Source organism: Pseudoalteromonas sp. GW168-MNA-CIBAN-0100, from assembly GCF_040309225.1.
Classification (GTDB): Bacteria; Pseudomonadota; Gammaproteobacteria; order Enterobacterales; family Alteromonadaceae; genus Pseudoalteromonas; species Pseudoalteromonas arctica.
This window is the reverse complement of the sequence record NZ_JBEOOL010000203.1, coordinates 1-377: the sequence shown is the minus strand read 5'-3', so window position 1 is coordinate 377 and position 377 is coordinate 1. Positions and strand designations below refer to the sequence as shown.

The 377-nt window shown below is 38.7% G+C and carries 1 pseudogene; it reads left to right on the top strand.

Annotated elements, in window-relative coordinates:
- Window positions 1-377 (top strand): annotated as a pseudogene (locus AAEY62_RS20740) (Tol-Pal system beta propeller repeat protein TolB); the annotation flags it as partial.

Below are 377 nucleotides of genomic sequence, written 5' to 3'. Positions count from 1 at the left end.
AAGTTAGCCTATGTAACGTTTGAAAATCGTCAGAGCCAAATTTACATTCAAGACCTATACTCAGGTAAACGTGAATTGGTTACTAGTTACCCTGGTATTAACGGTGCACCGCAGTTTTCGCCCGATGGTAAAAAGTTACTATTAGTACTTTCAAAAGATAAAACCGGTGCAACCGAAGTTTATTTACTAGACTTAGTAACACGCAAAGAAACGCGTCTTACTCGTCATCGCAGTATAGATACAGAGCCATCGTGGCATCCTAATGGCCAAGATATTGTATTTACATCTGAAAGGGGTGGTAATGCCCAGATTTATAAGTTAAATTTAAAAACTGGCAGAACACAAAGATTAAGCTTTGACGGTGATATGAACCTAGC